The following is a 4,109-nucleotide window of genomic DNA, read 5'->3' on the forward strand; positions in this document are numbered from 1 at the left end:
GCTTGTTGAGGCAGGCGATTTCATTCCCAGTGATGGTGAAGTGATTGAAGGAATTGCATCCGTTAATGAGAGTGCTATCACAGGAGAAAGTGCGCCAGTCATTCGCGAAAGCGGCGGCGATCGAAGCGCTGTCACTGGAGGAACTCAAGTTATTTCAGATTGGCTCATTGTGCGCATTACCTCTAACCCAGGCGAAACTTTTTTAGATAAGATGATTGGCTTGGTAGAAGGTGCCAAACGCCAAAAAACACCTAATGAGTTGGCACTGACTATTCTACTCGCCGCATTAACTATTGTTTTTTATTGGTCTGCGCTACTCTCCTGCCCTTCTCGATTTATGGAGTGACCTCAGCAAGTGCCGGTAAAGTAGTTACTATCACCGTGTTAGTCGCGCTTTTTGTCTGCCTGGCGCCAACAACCATTGGCGGTTTGCTTTCAGCGATTGGTATCGCTGGCATGGATAGAATGATTCAAGCTAATGTCATTGCTATTTCAGGACGTGCGGTTGAAGCCGCCGGTGATGTCGATGTTTTGCTATTAGACAAAACAGGTACGGTTACCTTGGGCAACCGTGAAGCCATTGAATTCGTTCCGGCAGAAGGAGTAAGCATCGAAGCCTTAGCAGATGCCGCACAATTGGCGTCACTGGCTGACGAAACACCTGAGGGACGTAGCATCGTTATTTTGGCCAAAGAAAATATGGGTTACGTGGCCGCAACATTTCTAAACTGGGTGCAACCTTTATTCCCTTTACGGCAGAAACAAGAATGAGTGGTGCTAATTTACCTGATCGGCAAGTTCGTAAAGGAGCAGCACAAGCTATTGAAAGCTATGCTCAAGCAATCGGTGCTACCTCTCCGAGTTGCGTGCACGAAACTGTGGAAACCATTTCTCGTAAGGGTGGAACAGCACTTGTTGTGATCGAAGGGAAAAAATTTTGGGTGTCATTCATCTCAAGGATATTATTAAAGGTGGTATCCGTGAACGCTTTTCCCAACTTAGACGCATGGGAATTAAAACAATCATGGTAACAGGTGATAACCCATTAACGGCAGCTGCGATTGCTGCAGAGGCAGGGATCGATGATTTTTTAGCTGACGCTAAACCAGAAGAAAAACTTAAACTCATCCGTAGCTTACAAGCACAAGGTCATTTGGTTGCTATGACTGGAGATGGAACCAATGATGCACCAGCCCTAGCCCAGGCTGATGTGGCTGTTGCGATGAATACAGGTACACAGGCAGCAAAAGAAGCCGGAAATCTAATTGATTTGGATTCAAATCCCACCAAATTAATTGAAGTCGTCGAAATAGGTAAGCAATTACTAATGACGAGAGGCTCATTAACTACCTTCAGTATTGCCAACGATGTTGCAAAATATTTTGCAATTTTACCAGCAGCATTCGCGAGCACTTACCCCGTATTAAATGCCTTAAATATTATGCACTTAGCAACACCTGGGAGTGCTATATTATCAGCAGTTATCTTTAATGCACTTATCATTATTTTTCTTATTCCACTTGCACTTCGCGGCGTGAAATATCATCATGTTGAAGCAGCTAAGTTGTTGCGAAGCAATGTTCTTATTTATGGATTAGGCGGTTTAATCGTGCCTTTTATTGGGATTAAACTGATTGATTTGCTCTTATCAGGATTGGGTCTAGCATAAGGAGGAGCCGATGTATAAAGCAGCAGTCAGCCAAATGAAAACAGCTTTAATACTACTTATTTCACTAATGATTCTCACCGGTTTAATTTATCCACTGATTGTCACGGGTCTGGCGCAATTTTTTTCCCAACCCAGGCTAATGGGAGTTTGATTCAACAAAATGGTTTGGTTATTGGTTCTCGATTAATTGGACAATCTTTTTCTTCGCCTGCTTATTTTTGGGGCAGACCTTCCGCAACAACCCCTTTCCCCTATAACGGCGGCGCTTCATTAGGATCAAACAGCGGTCCATCCAATCCCAGATTTTAGCTATAGTCAAAGATCGAGTAACACAACTCAAAACGTCTAACATAAAGACCAACCAGTTAATTCCTGTTGATTTAGTGACCTCTTCAGGAAGTGGCCTTGACCCTGAAATTAGTCCTTATACTGCCTTCTACCAAGTAGCACGCGTTGCTAAAGCACGTCATATTTCTGAAAAAGAATTACAAGCGTTGATCATCAGTCAGATTAAGAGCCGTACTTGGGGAATACTTGGTGAACCACGAGTTAATGTTTTGCAATTAAACCTGGCTCTGGATAATTTAAGGACAAATAATGGTCGACTCACGTCCAAATCCTGAGCAGTTATTACAGCGTGTCCAGGAAGAAGAGCAACAGGAAAACCGCGGTAAGCTTAAAATCTATTTAGGAGCCGCACCTGGGGTTGGCAAGACTCATCAAATGCTTCAGGATGCCCATGAAAAACGCCGCCTGGATCTTGATGTTGTTGTGGGGATTGTAGAATCACATGGGCGAAAAGACATTGAGCGTCTGTTGCAAGGTTTTGAAATTTTGCCTAGAAAAGTGGTTCAGTATCGTGGCAAACGTTGTTTGGAGTTTGATCTTGATCGAGCCTTGCAACGGCATCCAGGAGTCATTTTAGTCGATGAAATGGCTCATACCAATGCATCAGGGTTACGTCATGAAAAGCGCTGGCAAGACATCAAAGAGCTGCTGGATCGAGGCATTGATGTCTATACCACGCTTAATGTGCAGCATATTGAGAGTTTAAAAGACGATGTTGCCCAAATCATTCAAGCTCCGATCAGAGAAACTGTTCCTGATTCCATGATTGACAGCGCAGATACGATTGAGTTAGTTGATTTACCCCCGGAGGATTTACTCAAACGCCTGGAAGAAGGAAAAATTTATATCCCACAGCAAGCAGAATTTGCCCGTGAACATTTTTTCGCAAAGGGAATTTAATTGCCTTAAGAGAATTGGCATTACGTACCACAGCAGAACAGGTAGGATCGGATGTCTTGTGGTATAGGAAAGGTGAAGGCATACAAAAAATCTGGCCTATCAAAGATAAAATACTTGTCTGTGTGGGACCTAAACCGGAAGTACAGAAATTAATCCGTGCTGCAAAACGGCTAGCCAATAGTTTACAAGCAGAATGGCTAGCCGTTTATATTGATGCGCCCCATTTGCGGTCAACAACCTATGAACGTCGTCACGCCATTAAAAATCTACGCTTCGCAGAATTATTAGGGGCAGAAACACATATTTTAGTGGGTTTTGATATTGTTAAAGAGATCATTAATTTTGCTCGCGAACAAAATGCCTCTCTGATTATGATATGGAAGCATTTTCTCACTCGCTGGCAGAGTTGGTTGCGCCGCAATTTAGCCGATGAAATTGTTCGTCATAGTGGCGAAATTGATGTTTATCTTATTACAGGCGAATCTTCTAAGAGCACGGTTAAAAAAAGCAGTTGCTTCCTCCAATAACATGGAAAACCTATGGTATCACTTTGGGAGTCGTGGCTTTATCAACCTTATTAAATGTCCTGCTTTATCCCTTTCTTGCAGCAAGTAATTTAATTATGGTTTATTTACTTGGTATTACAGTAGTTGCCTTGTTTGGGAAAATAGGCCCATCGATTCTGGCATCAATAATAAGTGTTCTCGCCTATGATTTTTTCTTTATACCTCCTTTTTATAGTTTTACTGTCTCGGATGTTGAATATTTTTTACTCTTCTTGTCATGCTGATAGTCACACAAATAATTAGTCAACTAACTATCTTAATGCGTCATCAAGCTGAAATAGCACGTCTTACACAACGCCAAACAACGGCACTCTATACTTTTAGCCGTCAACTTACGAGCACCCGTGGAGTTGATAAGCTGCTTGAGTTAGGAACGCAACATATTGCCAATGCGTTTAATAGCTCTGTCATGATATTACTTCCGAAAAAACAAAATCTTTCGATCCACGCTTGTTATCCTGCACAACAAAAATTGGATACCAAAGAGCGAAGCATTGCAGAATGGGTTTATGAGATGGGACAACCTGCTGGTTTTGGTACGGAGACCTTATCATTTTCCAAAGCGCTTTATTGCCATATTGGGCTCATCTGGTCTATGGTGTTTAGATCAGCCTGATCAGAATTGC

General features: G+C 42.5%; 6 protein-coding genes and 2 pseudogenes. All 8 read left to right on the forward strand.

The window, feature by feature from the left end; genetic code table 11:
• The coding region (locus BN58_RS38245) for a P-type ATPase (protein ID WP_456297458.1) at positions 1–346 on the forward strand (346 nt) is incomplete at its 5' end.
• Positions 343–771 (forward strand): hypothetical protein, encoded by a 429-nt coding sequence (locus tag BN58_RS38250; protein ID WP_019216999.1) that lies wholly within the window; start codon positions 343–345, stop codon positions 769–771. The genes BN58_RS38245 and BN58_RS38250, both read left to right, overlap by 4 nt.
• Before the next feature lie 148 nt (positions 772–919).
• Positions 920–1,669: pseudogene (locus BN58_RS38255) on the forward strand (HAD-IC family P-type ATPase); the annotation flags it as partial.
• Between the two features lie 67 nt (positions 1,670–1,736).
• Positions 1,737–2,292 (forward strand): annotated as a pseudogene (kdpC, locus tag BN58_RS24705) (potassium-transporting ATPase subunit KdpC).
• Entirely contained in the window at positions 2,267–2,917 is a 651-nt protein-coding gene (locus tag BN58_RS28545; RefSeq protein ID WP_019217005.1) for a histidine kinase, read from the forward strand. Before kdpC ends, BN58_RS28545 begins: the two are co-directional and overlap by 26 nt.
• Positions 2,918–2,931: 14 nt before the next feature.
• A complete protein-coding gene (locus BN58_RS28550; protein ID WP_019217006.1) occupies positions 2,932–3,444 on the forward strand; it encodes a universal stress protein in 513 nt (170 codons plus the stop codon).
• Positions 3,429–3,707, forward strand: coding sequence for a DUF4118 domain-containing protein (locus BN58_RS11770; protein ID WP_019217007.1), 279 nt, complete (start codon positions 3,429–3,431; stop codon positions 3,705–3,707). The genes BN58_RS28550 and BN58_RS11770 overlap by 16 nt, the downstream gene beginning before the upstream one ends.
• Positions 3,701–4,099 carry a hypothetical protein gene (locus BN58_RS11775; RefSeq protein ID WP_019217008.1) on the forward strand — a complete coding sequence of 133 codons (399 nt, stop codon included), beginning with the start codon at positions 3,701–3,703 and terminating at the stop codon, positions 4,097–4,099. Before BN58_RS11770 ends, BN58_RS11775 begins: the two co-directional genes overlap by 7 nt.
• Positions 4,100–4,109: the final 10 nt, after the last annotated feature.

Source organism: Legionella tunisiensis, assembly GCF_000308315.1.
Lineage (GTDB): Bacteria > Pseudomonadota > Gammaproteobacteria > Legionellales > Legionellaceae > Tatlockia > Tatlockia tunisiensis.